Below are 14,675 nucleotides of genomic sequence, written 5' to 3'. Positions count from 1 at the left end.
AGTATGAAGATTTTCCCTAACGCAAAGGTTCAAACGCTCAAAGACTGCCATCCAGGGCAACTGGTGCGCGGTTACGGATATTCTGAAGACAGCGATTTTGGCATCGTCTTCGATTTCGACAATGGTGATATCAAGAAGCGCGGCGTCATATCGCTTACCAAGAATGGGCCAGAGTACAGCTTTGACGAGGAGCCAGACATTGCAAAGGTGCTGGCCTATGGCGGTGAGCTTGTATTCGAAGCAAATCAGTTGCAGCACTGCGAGGGCCGAGCCTCCAGTCTCTATGACCAGAAAGGCGTTCTAGTTGGGACAGCCGCAGGTTGGAGCTTGAATGTCCAGGCCGAGGAGCAATTCGATCGCCGAGGTCGGCGCGCTCAGCTCCATCTTCCTTCTGCAATGCTGTCCTTCGGTCAAGATCAAGCCCAAGGTGTCGGCTTCTTCGGATCGTGGTCTGTGTATCTCGAAGACGAAGACCGACCGGTCGAAAGGCGTGTTCTGATCGCGAAATTTACTGTGAAAGGCGAAGTCTAGGTCCTTGTAATGACGAAAGTGTTCTTCTCATACTCCCACAAAGACGAAAGCCTACGCGACATGCTTCAGACGCATCTCGCAGGCCTCCAGCACAAAGGGTTGATCGAAACTTGGCATGATCGCCGCATTGGTGCTGGGGACGAGTTCGAGAATGCTATCGACCAGAATTTGAATGATGCAGACATCATTCTGCTGCTGGTCAGTTCCGATTTTATCGGCTCCAAATACTGCTACGACATCGAGATGAGGCGCGCCATGGAGCGCCACGAAGCGCGAGAAGCGCGGGTCATCCCGGTTATTCTGCGTCATTGTGATTGGCACGACTTGCCCTTTGGCAAGCTGATGGCCGCCCCGAGGGATGGCAAGGCGATCAAGTCGTGGCCTGATATTGACGAGGCTTTCCTCGATGTGGTGCAGCAGATCAAGGCAGCACTGCCAAAGCCTGAACTAACCCAAACCCGTCCAACCTCCGCGCCACGGGCAGTCGCGGCTCCTGTTGTCCATCGGCCCAGGTCGGGCAACCTATCGGTCCGCAAGTCATTCTCCGACGCGGATAAGGAATCCTTCCTCGAAGAGGCGTTCGCGTATATTGCCGCCTACTTTGAAAATTCTCTGCAAGAGTTCGAAGCGCGCAACACAGGATTGACCACCAAGTTCCGTCAGATCGACGCGAACCGTTTTACCGCAGTCATCTATAAGGACGGTACGGCCGTTTCTCGCTGCAAGATTTCATTAGGCACCGGGATGTTCAGTGACGCGTCAATCACTTACTCGACAAATGATCAAGCCAGCGACGGCAGCTACAATGAGGCGTTGAACGTCGAGGGCGACGACCAGCACATCTATCTGAAATCTATGGGCATGGCGTTTCACTACAGCTCCCGCGAAAAAAAGCTGACCCAGGAAGGTGGTGCCGAACTCTACTGGGCAATCCTCATGGAGCCGCTCCAGTAGAAATCCAAGGACCTTTCCCCGTCAGAGCGTCGGGGAAGGATGAAAACGTCCGCTCCATGCGCTGAGAGGCCGGGGAACCACCGGCGGTTACTACGCCGCGCACGGATGTCCGCTATACTGGGTATGCCGCAGGTGCCTCGCTGCGCCGCCATCGGGCCACTTCCTGCTATCTTGGCCATTCGTGTGGTGCGGAACAATCGCACTCCGCGCGTCCGGCAAGACCTCCCGCAATCGCGGCACATATCGAGCCGGTGCAGCGAACGGCAGGAGAGTCGACGTAATCGACGCACAACCTGCTGAGCTGAAGCGTCGGCTTACGGGCCTCGTTAGGTGACAGAACTTTACGTTAGGCGTGCCCGATGGGGGATCGTTCAACGGACGTTTTTGATTTCGCTTCGAACTACTTCTGCTGTTGAGAAAACCATGTCTCGATAGGGTGGTACGATTTGCTTATCACTGAAGGGGCCGCTTGCGTTACGCTTGACCCATGACAAACCTACGTATTGGCTATGCCCGCTGCTCCACCGACGCTCAGGATCTCGCCGCGCAGCGCGCGGCGCTGGAAACGCTTGGCGTCGCCTCCGAGCGAATCTACACAGACCATGGGCTGACCGGCCGCAACCGCGACCGGCCCGGGCTTGCCCAGGCGCTGGCCGCCGTGCGCGCGGGCGACACACTTGTGGTCCCCAAGCTTGACCGGCTGGCCCGCTCGGTGCCGGACGCGCGCGACATCGCCGACGGGCTAGCTGAGCGCGGGGTACGGCTCGCGCTAGGAAGCACGGTCTACGACCCAGCCGATCCGATGGGGCGGATGTTCTTCAACGTGCTGGCGACCTTCGCCGAGTTCGAAGCCGACCTAATCCGGCTTCGCACCCGCGAGGGCATGGCGGTGGCCCGCGCCAAAGGGAAGTTGAGGGGCAAGAAGCCAAAGCTTTCCGACCGGCAGGCGGCGGAGTTGACACGGATGCACGCAACTGGGGAGTATTCGGTGTCGGACTTGGCCGAGCTCTTCTCTGTGTCACGGCCAACCGTCTATCGCACGCTGGCGCGGCAAGGGCCGAAACGTTAATGGCCGACGGTCCCTTCCAACCCTTTACAGCCAACCCTTCCAGCGACGGCACGAAGTCTACCGTGGGCAAGATGGGCGGCTTCCAGACCTTCTCTGGGAGTGCGAACATCGCCTTGCCAGATGATGGAAGCAGACGCTCAGCCAGGCTCGCGCTGCCGAACCCCACGCCACCTACAGGAAGGGCGGCATCTGGACCCTCTCCGCAAACGGGAAATGCCATCAGCCAGCGGTGAAAGCGGTCTATAAGAGTCGCTGCATCTGGTGCGCTTCAGGGCCTGAAGCGGGAACCGATCATTTGCAGTTTGGCGTAGGAAAACCAGAAAACTCTTGCCAAGTATTGTAATGAAGCGATCAACTGAAAGGCGAGCGCATGCTCGGCGCTAAAACAACGACCCAACCTATATTTGGGCGACCTATTCTTTGGAAATGAAAGCAAAAGTACATCTATGAAAATCGACGAAGTAGGACTTTCTGGCCCACTCGTCTGCGAAGCGTGCCCGATTGATGGAGATTGCACCGGAGAACGCTGGACCACCGCAAACGACGCCGAGCTCGCTGCCCTAGTTGCCATCGTTGCTATGGGACAGGCTTCTCAGGCGGCACACATTCTTGAAGAGCTGGTTTCACCCGTGCCTGCTTTCTCCATGCAAACGCTGAGGCAAGAAGCCAAAGTAAAACTGACGGTCGAGGAACCCGCCTCAAAGCCTCGCAAGGGATATCCGCAGTGGCAGCGAGACGGATTTGTCTTCGAGGTCATTTCCTGGATAGCTGCCAAGACTACGCACGGTGAAGGTGCTCTATTAAAGGATCCGCACGTCAGTGCGACCTCGCAAGGGCTTGATGGATTGATGCTGCAGCTCAATGCGGACAAAGATGAGGTGACGAGCACCACGGTTTTCGAAGACAAATGTACTGATGATCCGCGCTCGACGTTTTTAGGCAAGGTTATTCCGGCTTTCAAAGATCGTCACGCGAACATCCGGAGCGCCGAAATCATAGATGCAGCAGCTACCTTGCTAAGAACGGCCGGACTGAAGCACTCGAACGCGGCTCGCCTTAGTGCTGCCGTCACCGATTTAACCAGGAGGAAATACAGGGCGGCTTTCTCTCTTCCCTCAAACTTCGACACACTGGAAGAGCGCCAGAAACTTTTTGCTGACTACGACCGCATCGAACATATAGCATCCGAGCAGCGCATCGGTGCATCGTTCATCACTTCGGATGAAATGCGTAAGTGGATTGCCGACCTTGCGGATAAGGCTATCCACTATCTAGATAGCCTTGAGGACGGGGAATGTACCAATGTTTGATGCTCAAACCGCAGCGCTCTTGCGCTCTGCTCCTGAGCTGCCTGGTCTTGACCCGCAGAACTTGCCCGCACTTTTGACATTTCACTACGCGAACCTCGCGTCTTACAGGCTTGGTGGTATTGAATCTGCTGGCGAAGATAGCGACGACTGGCCACTTCAAAGGATCGCCGACACCTACGAACTCACGGCGGTACTTCAGGCTGAGCCCCAGACCGCCCGCGCAGCAGCCTTTGTAGCTGCAACCGCCCAGCAAATTCTCGCCCGCATTGAGCAGGAAAAGCCTAATGCCACGGGCAATCTACCCAACATTGACAAGGATCGCCTTGATCCGGCTCTATCGGCAGTTCTCTTGTTCATGTTGTCTGAGCAGTTCGCAGATGCGAATGAAGCCACTGCAGCAATTCGCCCAAACGTAGAAGGCCAACTCTATGAGGCCACGATCCTGACCGAGCATATCGCTGATCTGGGAACAGGCCGTTTGCATGACATCCTCGGTAGATCGGAAAGATGGCGTAGGCCTCGCGTTATCGAATCTCTCGAAGAAAGAGCCCTTGCGGCGCTGATGGAGACCATTGCCACAGGCATTGAGCTCTTCGCCGCGAATTTTCTGAGAGAACCCGCGCCAGGCGTTATTGCAGATCGCTACGAGAGTCCGCGATTAGCCTTTGAGCGCGTGATGGAACTATCGGCTGGAAAGAGAACATTTTCGACTACATATGGGCCGATAGACATTGTTTATGCTGGCACTCATCATCTGGCCTCTTTGCTGCTAGCTGCAACAGACGGTATTTCATCTGCCAGTCTAATGAATATCCCTCCACCCGATGGCGCGGACGAAAACGATTGGAACGGATGGCTTCGCTTTCGAAGCAAGAGGTTTCCCTATATGTGGCCGAACCATAGGCAGGCCGTACAGCGGGACTTTCATCAGACAGGAGTTTCAAGTGTCGTTGTTCTGCCTACAGGCGCCGGCAAGACGACGGTGTCCTCGCTGAAGATTGCTGGCGTTCTTGCGCGAGGCAAGAAGGTCGTATTTCTCGCTCCTACTCATGCACTCGTGGAGCAACTGACCGAGGACCTTCAGGACATGTTTCCAAAGGACTTGCTCGGTTCGGTCGTGTCCAGTGACTTCGACCTTCTCCTGCAAGAAGATGCGATATTTCAGGACGTCGAGGTGATGACCCCCGAACGCTGCCTTGCCATGCTGTCCTTCGCTCAAGAAGCGTTCAAGGACGTTGGTCTGCTTGTGTTCGATGAGTGCCATCTATTGAGCCCGGAGTCGGGTAAGATCAGGCGCGCTCTGGATGGAATGCTCTGCGTTCTGGGATTCAACCATGTTGCACCTGAAGCCGATATTCTCTTCCTCTCAGCGATGGTCAAAAACGGTACTGAGCTTGCTGGCTGGCTTGAACAACTGACAGGCAGGAAAGCTGTCGACGTTGATTTGATCTGGAAACCAAGTCGTCAGGCACGCGGCGTTGTAATCTATGATTCAGCCGAGCTGGAAACGGCCAAGGCAAACTCTTTGTCAAAACAACAGCAAGAGGATCAAAGGCTTGAAAAAACTGCCAAGAGCCTCAGAAAGGTAGCGAAAGAGGCGCTTTTGGCTCAGCCCTACGCCATCTGGGGACTTCAGCACAACTGGCTCTCGGGGAAACAGGCATTTTGTTCGACTACACCATTGCTGCGCGGCCAGGTTAATTTAGCCGGGAATCTTGAAGATGGCCCTTCGGTGTGGCTTACACCCAACGCAAATAGCGTGGCTTCGCAAATTGCATCCGTTGCGGCCTCAAAGGGGCTGAAAACAATTGTTTTTGTGAATACTAAAAATGATGCCGTCAAAGTGGCTGGTGAAATATCCAACATACTCGATGAGAGAATTAATCCTACCGAGAAAGAAGAGTTGCATTGGATAGCGCTTGAACTCGAACTCGGAGGACTAAGGCACTCACTGCTACCTGGCCCCGCTGCGGCCGTACCCCATAACTCCGCAATGCTGAGACTGGAGCGAGACCTCGCTGAAAGGATGTTCAAGCGATCAAATGGTGCCAAGGTCATCGTTGCCACGCCTACGCTAGCGCAAGGTCTGAACCTCCCTGCGCATTTTGCAATACTTGCCGGAGACAAACGCGCCAGCGCAAAAGGTGGTCGCGAAAGTCTTGAAGCCCACGAGATTCTAAACGCGGCCGCGCGCGCCGGGCGCGCGGGACACCTGGCCAATGGGTTGGTGCTACTTGTTCCAGAGCCGATCATTGAGTTTAAGCAGAAGAATAATCTCTCTCGCCGAACAGTCGAAAAACTTAAAGCAGTTCTGCCCGAAGATGATCATTGCGTCACTATCGCGGACCCTCTGCAAACGGTGTTAGATCGGGTGAACGTTGGCGAAACCGCTGACCCGCAAGTCAAATACACGATTAATCGTTTTGCGAACCTACCGGCGGGTAATCCGGAGACCGTCCCTGATCGACTTTTTGATCTCAAGAAGTCACTCGCTGCCCATATGGCTCAAAGCAGGTCGGAAGCCGATGAGTTTGAAGCCAAATTGGAGAGTTTTACGAAGGCTGTAGAAGAATATCATTCAGGCGGGCTTGATGAAACCACGGCTATCCTTGCTTCGCAAAGTGGTCTGTCGTCAGAAATTGTGCTTAGGCTTCAGGATCGCATCGTTGCAGCAACGGGAAAGCTACCGTTAGACATACCCGCTTGGATATCGTGGATGACAGAGTGGTTGATTGAGGATAAAGAGGCTTGCAATGAACTACTCGGAGACACTAAGGCCGGGATACTTTCTGCGGCAGGCAAGACCCAAACCGATCCTCTGGACGAAGCTGTCTTACGTCACATCCTTCCTGGCACTCTAAGTTGGATAGCAGGGGCGCCATTATCCGAGATCGACAAAGTTTTGGGCGGAGAGCCAAGCTCCCCAGCGATTACCAAAAGGACTTGTCCTAGAGCTCGAGCTCTCGCGAGTGCGGTGATCCCCAGAGGGTATTCCTTTGTACTGGGCTTAGTTGCACATGTCGTGAAGGAACTCGATCCCTTTGATGAGCAGGAAGACCTGGACCAGCAAGTTGTCGAGGTGATGAGTACGGCGCTTCGACTTGGGTTTGATACAGCGGACAAGCTATTCTTTGCTCGTGAAAACAAAGATGCGTTGGGGCGAGTTCAGGCGCACTTGTTGTGGCAACAGCAATCAATTGATCCAAGCAATTTCAGTCTTTAAGAAGGGCTGATGTGCTTCGGGAGAGTAGACGGGAACGCCCGCTTCGGCGGTTGCTGCGGCGCGGCTTGGCAGCGTGCGCGAAGGTCAGCAATGGGCCGATTATGTTGAAAAAGTCGAACGGGCACAAAACGGCCAATTATTTTAGAACATCCGTTCTGCCGTACGTCTATTATGCTATGTGTTGAGCTGACATATGAATATCGGGCGGACAAAATTCTGCTTCAAGATCCGTTTTTCCAGCTCACGCGAGTTTTTCAACACAATCGGCCGATAAGGGCCATGAGTGTCAGGCAGCGGGAGGCCGGAGGGACCATGCGGTTTGTCCGCTTCAGCAGTTTCGCCACGGCCTCTCGCGATCACGGTCAGTTGACCCGCTGCGCACAGACAAAGTCGGCGCGTGTTGCAATGTTGGCGCGCGGCAACTCCGTGATTTGGTATCCGAGCGCGGTGTAGGTCTCCCGCATGACGGCACAGGTCGCTTCGGCTTCGGCGCGAGTCTGCTTGCGTTCGCTGTCTTGCGTGAAGATCTCATCCCAATATGGCGCCAGGAAGACGCGGGCGTTGTAGGGCGCTACCTTGGCTGCTGTGGTCACATGGGGCGGCACGGGGAGGCCGCAGAGGGTTAGGTAGCCCAGAATGTCGGGAATGCCTCGGTCGAAGATCACGGGGCCTGAGAGTGCCTGAGCGTCCTCGTAGGCGTGGAGATCGCGCTCAAGCATCCGTTCGGCATAGGCCATGCGGTCCGCCCAGGGAAGGGCGTCTCCGCCGCTCTGCATCTCCTCGCGAATGACCGCGCGGCCGGATTCGGGGATTGTGTGGAGGCCGCGGCGGGCGAGCTCGGTGATCAGGCAGGTCTTGCCCGCACCGGGGCCGCCCGTCACGACGAAGAAATGGTCGCTCATGGGCCATCCTTGGCTTTGACAGGGGAAAGCGCTGCGAAGTGATCAACACGCCACGGGCGCGGATCAAGGCAGCATGGATTTTTGTAGGGAAAACAGCATCGGTCTGCGCGGCAAAGGCAAATCCTCTGACGAAAAAGGCAGAACTATCTGGTGCTTTTCAAGGGGGATTTGGTGGAGCCTAGGGGAGTCGAACCCCTGACCTCTTGCATGCCATGCAAGCGCTCTCCCAACTGAGCTAAGGCCCCGTCGCTGTTTCCAGCGTGCCGTCTCCGGCGGTGTGCGCGTCGTTTAAGGAACGCAGCGAAGATGTTCAAGCGAAAAAATCATCTGGTGAGAGGATTTTTCGGAAGGCCCTGAAACCGGTGGATAGGCCGGCCGGTCCAGGGCTCTTTTCGGCTCCGGAGACGGGCCCCGGAACCGGGCGGGGGCGCTGGCGCCGCCCGCCCGCTGGCGTCAGGATTCGTCGTCGTCCGAAGACATGTCGGCGATATCGTCGAGCGACACGTTGTCCTCGTCGTCATCGTCCAGCACATCATCGCCCAGATCGACGTCGACGGCATCATCGTCATCGTCCAGGACCACGTCGTCGTCGTCCATGCTGCTTTGCTTGGCCTTGGCCGATGCCGCGTCTTCCGCATCGGCGGCGATCATGCGGCTCTTGCCGGTGTCGAGTTCCACGATCTCGCCGGTATAGGGGCTTACGATCGGATTCTTGTTCAGGTCGTAGAACCGTTTGCCGGTGGTCGGGCAAACGCGTTTTACACCCCATTCTTCCTTGGGCATGTGAAATCCCCTCGATAATCTGCTGAGTCTGTCGACGATTCCGTGCACCTGCCATATGAGGTACGCTCTGTCAAAGCCTTTGAGACTTCGGATTCGCAGCCGATGAGCGAGCATTTTCTTCCAGGTCCGCCGCCTGTTGCCTTGACGCTGCGCCGGTCGGCGCGGGCGCGGCGGATCAGCCTGCGGATTTCCCAGCTGGACGGACGGGTCACCCTGACCCTGCCGAACGGCGCGCGGGAGGCGGAGGCGCTGTCCTTCGCCCGCGAGAAGGAGAGCTGGATTCGCGACCATCTGGCAGCGCGGGGTGCCGATCTGCAGGTGGGTCCCGGGGCGTTGCTGCCGATCGAGGGGCGCGACCGGCAGCTGGTTCCCGCCACCGGGCGCCGGGTGGTGCTGGGGCCGGAGAGGATCGAGGTGCCAGGGCCGGCAGTGGCAGCCCGGTTGCAGGGTTGGTTGCGGCAGCTGGCCCGCGACCGGCTGACTGCCGCGGCGGATCACTATGCCGCGCTGCTGGGGAAGGGCTACAGCCGGATCACCCTGCGCGATACCCGGTCGCGCTGGGGCTCGTGTTCGTCGCAGGGGGCGCTGATGTTCTCCTGGCGGCTGATCCTGGCGCCGCCGGAAGTGCTGCGCTACGTCGCCGCGCATGAGGTCGCGCATCTGGCGGAGATGAATCACTCCGCCGCCTTCTGGGCGCAGGTGGCGCGGATTTACGGGCCCTATGAGGCGCCGCGGCACTGGCTGCGCCAGCATGGGGCGGATCTGCACCGGATTCGCTTCGACGGCTGAACAGGGCTGGGCCGCGCCGCGCCGGTGGGGCGGGCGCTTGACGGCGGCGGGCTTTGTGATCACATGGGCGTCATGATCATCACGCCCCGCCCCCCCGAACCCCGCGCGGCCGAGCAGTTGCCGGCAGCGCACGACCGGGTCTATCGCACCCTGCGCACCCGGATCATGCATGGCGAGATCGCCCCCGGCACCGCGCTGACCCTGCGCGGCATCGGTCGCGAGTTCGAGGTTTCGATGACCCCGGCGCGCGAGGCGGTGCGGCGGCTGGTGGCCGAAGGCGCGCTGCTGCTGTCCAGTTCCGGACGCGTCTCCACCCCGGACCTGAGCCCCGAGCGGATCGAGGAACTGGCGGCGCTGCGGGCGCTCTTGGAGGTGGAACTGGCCAGCCGAGCCCTGCCGCGGGCGCATATGGCGCTGATCGACCGGCTGACCAGCATCAACAGCGTAATCGCCGAATGGGTGCAGAAACGCGATGCGGTCGGCTATATCCGCTCGAATCTGGAATTTCACCGCACGCTCTATCTGCGCGCCCAGGCGCCGGCGATGCTGGCGATGGCGGAAACCGTCTGGCTGCAGCTAGGGCCGACCATGCGGGCGCTTTACGGCCGGCTGAACCGCACCGAGCCGCCGCATTATCACCGGCTGATCATCGCTGCACTGAAGGCCGGCGACGAGCCGGGGCTGCGGCTGGCGGTGCGCTCTGACGTGACGCAGGGCCTGCGGCTTCTGGTGCGCTGAAGGCGCCCCTGCGGGCCGCCGGCCTCCGGCGGGGATATTCGGGGCCAGAAAAAATCTGGGGCGAGAAAAGATGTGGGGCGAGAAAAGCGGGCGGGCGGAAGGCCTGTCTGCCGGGCGCCTTCCTTGCCGCCGGCATGTTGTTGCGCAGCCGCCCCGGCGGTGGCTTGGGGGCGGCCCCGATTTGCGCTAGCCTGCCGTCAAAATCACGTGAGGAGGCAGGCAGATGGGGCTGACGCGGCGGAGTTTCGGGGTGGGGCTGGGGGCAGGGCTGTTGTCGGCCTGTTCGGGCGGCCTGCCGGCGGGACCGGTGGCCACACCGGGGATGCGGCCGGTGGCCAATGCCGGCTATGACGCCTGGGTCGCCGGGTTCCGCGGCCGGGCCGCGGCCCGGGGCATCGCGCCGGAGGTGGTGGCGCGGGCCTTTCGCGGGGCCGGCTATCTGCCCGGGGTGGTCGAGCGTGACCGCAATCAGACCGAATTCACCCGCACGCTGGAGGATTATCTGGCGATCGCCGCCTCGGACGAGCGGGTGGGGACAGGGCGAGAGATGTATCGCCGCCACGGTGCGCTGCTGAGCCGGATCGAGGCGCGCTATGGCGTCGAGTCGCGGGTGGTCTGCGCCATCTGGGGGCTGGAAAGCCGCTATGGCGCCCGGCGGGGCGATGTGCCGGTGATCTCGGCACTGTCGACGCTGGCCTATGACGGTCGGCGCGGCAGTTTCTTCGAAAGCCAGCTGATCGCGGCGCTGAAGATTCTGCAGAACGGCGATATCCCCCCGGCGCAGATGACCGGCAGCTGGGCCGGGGCGATGGGGCACACCCAGTTCATCCCGACCTCCTATCTGGCCTATGCGGTGGATTTCGACGGCGACGGGCGGCGCGATATCTGGTCGGCCGATCCGGGCGATGCGCTGGCCTCTGCCGCGGCCTATCTGTCGCGCTCGGGCTGGCGGCACGGGCAACCCTGGGGGCTGGAGGTGGCGCTGCCGTCGGGGTTCGCAGCCGGGCTGACCGGGCGCGGTCAGGCGCGCAGCGTCGCGGCCTGGCAGGCGCTGGGGGTGCGGCCGGCGGCGGGCGGGCGGCTACCCGATCACGGTACTGCGGCGGTGCTGGCGCCGGCGGGCACGGCGGCCCCGGCGTTTCTGGTGTTCCAGAACTTCTGGGTGATTCTGCGCTACAACAATTCCGAGAAATACGGTCTGGGGATCGGCCATCTGTCGGACCGGATCGCCGGTGGCGGCCCGATCGTCGGGCGGTTCCCGCCCGATGCCAACGGGCTGACCCTGGCCGACCGCAAGGAGATCCAGAGCCGGCTGATGCGGCGCGGCTATGACACCGGCGGCGCGGACGGGGTGATCGGCAGCAAGACCGAGGCCGCGATCGGCGCCTATCAGCGCCGGGCGGGGGTGACGGTGACTGGCAAGCCTTCCGTCGCGCTGCTGCGCCAGCTCAGGGGCTGAGAACCGGGGCGCACCTCGGGGCCCCGGGCGCCGCCGCTCAGGCGGCGAGCCCCTGGGCCCCCATGTTCAGGAATTTCTGCCGGCGTTCCTTGATCAACGCCTTGGGCTTCTTGCCGTCCATTTCGGCCAGCATGGCGCGCAGGGTGTCGCCGACGGCGGCGATCGCCGCCTCCCGGCCGCGGTGGGCGCCGCCCAGCGGTTCGGGAATCATCCGGTCGACCACTTTCAGCTTCAGCAGGTCCTGGGCGGTCAGCCGCATCGCCTCGGCCGCTTCGCGCATCTTCTCGGCATCCTTCCACAGGATCGAGGCGCAGCCTTCCGGCGTGATCACCGAATAGACCGAATGTTCCAGCATCGCCACGCGGTCGGCGGTGGCCAGCGCCACCGCACCGCCGGAGCCGCCCTCGCCGATGATGACCGAGACCAGCGGTACGCCGATCTGCAGGCATTTCTCGGTGGAGCGGGCGATGGCCTCGGACTGGCCGCGTTCCTCTGCCCCCTTGCCGGGATAGGCGCCGGGGGTATCGACCAGGGTGATCACCGGCAAGCCGAACTTATCGGCCATCTCCATCAGGCGCACCGCCTTGCGATAGCCTTCCGGGCGGGCCATGCCGAAGTTGTGCTGGATGCGGGATTTGGTGTCGTCGCCCTTTTCCTGGCCGATCACCATCACCGGCCGGTCGTCGAACCGGGCGAGCCCGCCCATCACCGCCAGATCGTCGGCGAAGTTCCGGTCGCCGGCCAGCGGGGTGTATTCGGTGAACAGCGCGTCGATATAGTCGCGGCAATGCGGCCGTTGCGGGTGGCGCGCGACCTGACATTTCCGCCAGGGCGTCAGATGCTGGTAGAGATCGCTGAGCAGCGCGGCCGCCTTGGCATCCAGCGCCGCGGCCTCGCCGGTGACGTCCATCTCTTCATTGGCGCGGGCGAGGGCGCGCAGCTCCTCCGCCTTGCCTTCGATTTCGGCCAGGGGTTTTTCGAAATCCAGATATTGGGTCATCAGGCCTCTCGCTGCGGAACCACATGCGCTTTGTATCAGGGGCTATATGACCCTGAGGCGGGGCAGATGCAACTCGGCAAGCGGCAGGGGCGGGCTATCGCGGAGCGAGAAGCGGCCCGAGCACGGGGTAGAGAGAGGCGACCAGCAGCGCCGCCATGGTCCAGTTGAAGGCGGCGAGCCGGCGCGGATTGGTCAGCACCCGCGCCATCTGCTGGCCCAGCAGCGCCCAGCTGCTGACCGAGGGCAGGTTGATCGCGCCGAAGACCAGTGCCACCAGCACGATTGCGGTCAGGCTGCGCTCGGGGGTGTAGGCGCTGATCGCGGTTAGCGCCATCGCCCAGGCCTTGGGGTTGACCCATTGAAAGGCCGCCGCCTGAAGAAAGCCGAAGGGCCGGCCGCCCCCCGTGCCCGAGGCGACCGGCGCGGCATGGGCGATCTTCCAGGCCAGCCACAGGAGGTAGACGACCGACCCGATCCTGAGCAGCGTGTAGCTGAGCGGCAGCGTGTCGAAGACCCGGATCAGCCCGGCGCCGACCAGCAGCACCATCACGGTGAAGCCGATAGCGATCCCCAGCATATGCGGCAGGGTGCGGCGAAAGCCGAAATTGGCGCCGGAGGCCATCAGCATCAGGTTGTTCGGCCCCGGCGTGATCGAGGAGACGAAGGCGAAGAGCGCGAGGGCGAGAAAGAGATCGTGGGTCATGGCGTGAAATCTTGCGCCAATTCGACGGAATGAAATTGCGTTCTGCGGATATCTGCGGAAAACTTCGCAACAAATGCCGAAGATGGATCAGATAAACCGCCGGATATTGCGCGAACTTACCCGCGATGGCCGCATCAGCAATCTTGATCTGGCGGAGCGGGTGGGGCTGTCGCCCTCGGCCTGTCTGCGCCGGGTGCAGGAGCTGGAGCGCGAGGGCGTCATTCGCGGCTATCGTGCGGTGCTGGACCCCGGCGCGATGGGGGTGGGATTCGTCGCTTACCTTGGCGTCGGTCTGGGGGAGCATACCAAGGCCGCGCAGCAGGCCTTTGAGCGGGCGGTCTCTGGCGCGCCGGAGGTGGTCGAATGCCACAATATCACCGGCACGGTGGAATATCTGCTGCGCGTGGAATGTTCCGACCTGCGGACCTACAAGCTGTTTCACACCGATGTTTTGGGCACGCTGCCGCATGTGACGGCGATCACCACCTATGTGGTGATGGATTCGCCCAAGGACCTGCGGGCCTGATGTCCCTGTCGCCCCTTGCCCGATGCGGGTGCGCTGCCTAGGCTGGGGGCCGTGAACCCCGGCGCGCAGATCTGCCGCCGGTTGCGAAAAGGGGGCTTGTTCATGAAAACCGGGTTTCGCACGGCGCTGGCCGTTGTTGCCGTGATCGCCGCCGGTGCCGCCGGTGCCGCGCCGCTGAAGCTGACGCCGGCCAGTCCGCAGCCCTCCGGGGTGAAGGCGGGGCTGTCGGTCACCTATGGCTATGCGCCGCAGGGGCAGGACATCCGGACTCTTGCCGACGCGAGCTCCGTGTTGCGGCGCAAGGGGCAGCCGGGGCCGGCGTTGCGCGGGCTGGATTACCGCGACAACAATCTGGGCGAGAACACGCTGACCTCCAGCGCGCCGGAGAATGTGGCGGCGGCCATCCGCGGCTATATCCGCTTCGACGCGCCGGGGGTCTATGAGGTGGATTTCTTCACCAACGACGGGCTCGATGCCCAGATCGGAGGCCAGCGGGTGGGGTATTTCGACGGGCGCCAGGCCTGCGACAGCACCTTCGTCACCGAGGTCGAGGTGCCGGCGGCGGGCTGGTACGATTTCCAGGCGACCTATTTCAACCGGCTCAACACCTCCTGCCTGATGATGCGTTGGGGGCAGAAGGGCAAGCCGCTGAAATGGGTGCCGAACGCAGCCTTCGGCCGGAAATAGC

At 61.0% G+C, this 14,675-nt stretch carries 14 protein-coding genes and 1 tRNA gene; 10 read left to right on the top strand and 5 right to left on the bottom strand.

Going from position 1 to position 14,675, the window contains the following annotated elements; genetic code table 11:
- Positions 1-3: 3 nt before the first annotated feature.
- The 5 genes from QO033_RS05055 to QO033_RS05035 all read left to right on the top strand — a co-directional run bounded on the left by QO033_RS05055 (position 4) and on the right by QO033_RS05035 (position 7,087).
- Complete coding sequence (locus tag QO033_RS05055) at positions 4-531, top strand: hypothetical protein (RefSeq protein ID WP_284479853.1); 528 nt, start codon at positions 4-6, stop codon at positions 529-531.
- Between the two features lie 9 nt (positions 532-540).
- A complete protein-coding gene (locus QO033_RS05050) occupies positions 541-1,485 on the top strand; it encodes a toll/interleukin-1 receptor domain-containing protein (RefSeq protein ID WP_284479852.1) in 945 nt (314 codons plus the stop codon).
- Between the two features lie 487 nt (positions 1,486-1,972).
- Positions 1,973-2,554, top strand: coding sequence for a recombinase family protein (locus QO033_RS05045; RefSeq protein ID WP_284479851.1), 582 nt, complete (start codon positions 1,973-1,975; stop codon positions 2,552-2,554).
- 446 nt (positions 2,555-3,000) lie between these two features.
- Positions 3,001-3,864, top strand: a complete 864-nt coding sequence (locus tag QO033_RS05040; protein ID WP_284479850.1) for a hypothetical protein — start codon at positions 3,001-3,003, stop codon at positions 3,862-3,864.
- Positions 3,857-7,087 (top strand): DEAD/DEAH box helicase, encoded by a 3,231-nt coding sequence (locus QO033_RS05035; RefSeq protein WP_284479849.1) that lies wholly within the window; start codon positions 3,857-3,859, stop codon positions 7,085-7,087. The genes QO033_RS05040 and QO033_RS05035 overlap by 8 nt, the downstream gene beginning before the upstream one ends.
- A gap of 362 nt (positions 7,088-7,449) precedes the next feature.
- Here QO033_RS05035 and QO033_RS05030 read toward each other — a convergent pair whose 3' ends face one another.
- The 3 genes from QO033_RS05030 to QO033_RS05020 form a co-directional block, all read right to left on the bottom strand.
- Positions 7,450-7,989: an AAA family ATPase gene (locus tag QO033_RS05030; protein WP_284479848.1), complete on the bottom strand. Its 540-nt coding sequence runs from the start codon at positions 7,987-7,989 to the stop codon at positions 7,450-7,452.
- A gap of 169 nt (positions 7,990-8,158) precedes the next feature.
- A tRNA-Ala gene (locus QO033_RS05025) sits at positions 8,159-8,234 on the bottom strand.
- A 208-nt stretch (positions 8,235-8,442) separates the two neighbouring features.
- Positions 8,443-8,772, bottom strand: a complete 330-nt coding sequence (locus QO033_RS05020; protein ID WP_284479847.1) for a TIGR02300 family protein — start codon at positions 8,770-8,772, stop codon at positions 8,443-8,445.
- A 102-nt stretch (positions 8,773-8,874) separates the two neighbouring features.
- Here QO033_RS05020 and QO033_RS05015 point away from each other — a divergent pair, with 102 nt between their 5' ends.
- The 3 genes from QO033_RS05015 (at position 8,875) to QO033_RS05005 (ending at position 11,758) form a co-directional block, all read left to right on the top strand.
- Positions 8,875-9,561: a M48 family metallopeptidase gene (locus QO033_RS05015; RefSeq protein WP_284479846.1), complete on the top strand. Its 687-nt coding sequence runs from the start codon at positions 8,875-8,877 to the stop codon at positions 9,559-9,561.
- A gap of 72 nt (positions 9,562-9,633) precedes the next feature.
- Positions 9,634-10,299 (top strand): GntR family transcriptional regulator, encoded by a 666-nt coding sequence (locus tag QO033_RS05010; RefSeq protein WP_284479845.1) that lies wholly within the window; start codon positions 9,634-9,636, stop codon positions 10,297-10,299.
- A 223-nt stretch (positions 10,300-10,522) separates the two neighbouring features.
- Positions 10,523-11,758, top strand: coding sequence for a lytic murein transglycosylase (locus QO033_RS05005; protein WP_284479844.1), 1,236 nt, complete (start codon positions 10,523-10,525; stop codon positions 11,756-11,758).
- 37 nt (positions 11,759-11,795) lie between these two features.
- Here the strand turns inward: QO033_RS05005 and QO033_RS05000 are convergent, their stop codons facing one another.
- Both QO033_RS05000 and QO033_RS04995 read right to left on the bottom strand, forming a co-directional pair.
- On the bottom strand, positions 11,796-12,758 hold the full coding sequence (locus QO033_RS05000) for an acetyl-CoA carboxylase carboxyltransferase subunit alpha (RefSeq protein WP_284479843.1): 963 nt from the start codon (positions 12,756-12,758) through the stop codon (positions 11,796-11,798).
- A 94-nt stretch (positions 12,759-12,852) separates the two neighbouring features.
- Positions 12,853-13,461 (bottom strand): LysE family translocator, encoded by a 609-nt coding sequence (locus QO033_RS04995; protein WP_284479842.1) that lies wholly within the window; start codon positions 13,459-13,461, stop codon positions 12,853-12,855.
- A gap of 73 nt (positions 13,462-13,534) precedes the next feature.
- On the opposite strand from QO033_RS04995, the gene QO033_RS04990 reads away from it, so the two are divergent.
- The gene (locus QO033_RS04990) at positions 13,535-13,987 is read left to right on the top strand and encodes an Lrp/AsnC family transcriptional regulator (RefSeq protein WP_284479841.1); all 453 of its coding nucleotides are present in this window, start codon (positions 13,535-13,537) and stop codon (positions 13,985-13,987) included.
- A gap of 102 nt (positions 13,988-14,089) precedes the next feature.
- Positions 14,090-14,674, top strand: a complete 585-nt coding sequence (locus tag QO033_RS04985; protein WP_284479840.1) for a PA14 domain-containing protein — start codon at positions 14,090-14,092, stop codon at positions 14,672-14,674.
- Position 14,675: the final 1 nt, after the last annotated feature.

This window comes from Pseudodonghicola flavimaris, assembly GCF_030164425.1.
GTDB lineage: Bacteria > Pseudomonadota > Alphaproteobacteria > Rhodobacterales > Rhodobacteraceae > Pseudodonghicola > Pseudodonghicola flavimaris.
Note: the sequence above shows the minus strand (reverse complement) of the source record. Positions and strands in the feature narration are given on the sequence as shown.

Excerpts from the sequence above, each read along its gene's own strand:
- QO033_RS05055 (WP_284479853.1), top strand. The coding sequence starts at position 4 with ATGAAGATTTTCCCTAACGCAAAGGTTCAAACGCTCAAAGACTGCCAT.
- QO033_RS05050 (WP_284479852.1), top strand. The coding sequence starts at position 541 with ATGACGAAAGTGTTCTTCTCATACTCCCACAAAGACGAAAGCCTACGC.
- QO033_RS05045 (WP_284479851.1), top strand. The coding sequence starts at position 1,973 with ATGACAAACCTACGTATTGGCTATGCCCGCTGCTCCACCGACGCTCAG.
- QO033_RS05040 (WP_284479850.1), top strand. The coding sequence starts at position 3,001 with ATGAAAATCGACGAAGTAGGACTTTCTGGCCCACTCGTCTGCGAAGCG.
- QO033_RS05035 (WP_284479849.1), top strand. The coding sequence starts at position 3,857 with ATGTTTGATGCTCAAACCGCAGCGCTCTTGCGCTCTGCTCCTGAGCTG.
- QO033_RS05030 (WP_284479848.1), bottom strand. The coding sequence starts at position 7,989 with ATGAGCGACCATTTCTTCGTCGTGACGGGCGGCCCCGGTGCGGGCAAG.
- QO033_RS05020 (WP_284479847.1), bottom strand. The coding sequence starts at position 8,772 with ATGCCCAAGGAAGAATGGGGTGTAAAACGCGTTTGCCCGACCACCGGC.
- QO033_RS05015 (WP_284479846.1), top strand. The coding sequence starts at position 8,875 with ATGAGCGAGCATTTTCTTCCAGGTCCGCCGCCTGTTGCCTTGACGCTG.
- QO033_RS05010 (WP_284479845.1), top strand. The coding sequence starts at position 9,634 with ATGATCATCACGCCCCGCCCCCCCGAACCCCGCGCGGCCGAGCAGTTG.
- QO033_RS05005 (WP_284479844.1), top strand. The coding sequence starts at position 10,523 with ATGGGGCTGACGCGGCGGAGTTTCGGGGTGGGGCTGGGGGCAGGGCTG.
- QO033_RS05000 (WP_284479843.1), bottom strand. The coding sequence starts at position 12,758 with ATGACCCAATATCTGGATTTCGAAAAACCCCTGGCCGAAATCGAAGGC.
- QO033_RS04995 (WP_284479842.1), bottom strand. The coding sequence starts at position 13,461 with ATGACCCACGATCTCTTTCTCGCCCTCGCGCTCTTCGCCTTCGTCTCC.
- QO033_RS04990 (WP_284479841.1), top strand. The coding sequence starts at position 13,535 with ATGCCGAAGATGGATCAGATAAACCGCCGGATATTGCGCGAACTTACC.
- QO033_RS04985 (WP_284479840.1), top strand. The coding sequence starts at position 14,090 with ATGAAAACCGGGTTTCGCACGGCGCTGGCCGTTGTTGCCGTGATCGCC.